Origin of the sequence: Streptomyces lucensis JCM 4490 (assembly GCF_014650035.1) — a bacterium.
Taxonomy (GTDB): Bacteria; Actinomycetota; Actinomycetes; order Streptomycetales; family Streptomycetaceae; genus Streptomyces; species Streptomyces lucensis.
This window is the reverse complement of sequence record NZ_BMUE01000064.1, coordinates 1-525: the sequence shown is the minus strand read 5'-3', so window position 1 is coordinate 525 and position 525 is coordinate 1. Positions and strand designations below refer to the sequence as shown.

The following is a 525-nucleotide window of genomic DNA, read 5'->3' as shown; positions in this document are numbered from 1 at the left end:
AGTACGAGGGCCCCGACCCGGCCCGCCGCGACGCCCCCCAGCCCATGCGCCTCTGAGCCGGCCCCACTCCGCCCGAAACCGACGACGAACGGCTGACTGACCATGCCCGTGAACACGCATGAGGACGAGCTAGAGGTCTGGATCGACCAGGACCTGTGCACCGGAGACGGCATCTGCGCCCAGTACGCGCCCGAGGTCTTCGAGCTGGACATCGACGGCCTGGCCTACGTCAAGGACGAGAACGACGAACTGTGCCAGGCACCCGGCGCCGCCGTGCGCGTTCCGCTGCCGCTGGTCCATGACGTCGTGGACGCCACGAACGACTGCCCTGGTGACTGCATCCACGTGCGCCGCGCGCGCGACGGGATGGAGCTGCACGGGCCCGACGCAGGAGCACTGACGAAGTGAACAGCATGCCCGAGCCCTCGTCCCACCGGGATCCCGAACCGGCGGCGATACTGACGCGTGCCGCTGCCGGTGGGCGGATCACTCCCGAGGAGGCGCTGGTCCTCTACCGGGACGCTC

Annotated in this window: 1 protein-coding gene; it reads left to right on the top strand. The window is 69.9% G+C overall.

Going from position 1 to position 525, the window contains the following annotated elements:
* The first annotated feature begins 108 nt into the window (after window positions 1–108).
* Window positions 109–408, top strand: coding sequence for a ferredoxin (locus IE177_RS34660; RefSeq protein ID WP_373305234.1), 300 nt, complete (start codon window positions 109–111; stop codon window positions 406–408).
* Window positions 409–525 lie beyond the last annotated feature (117 nt).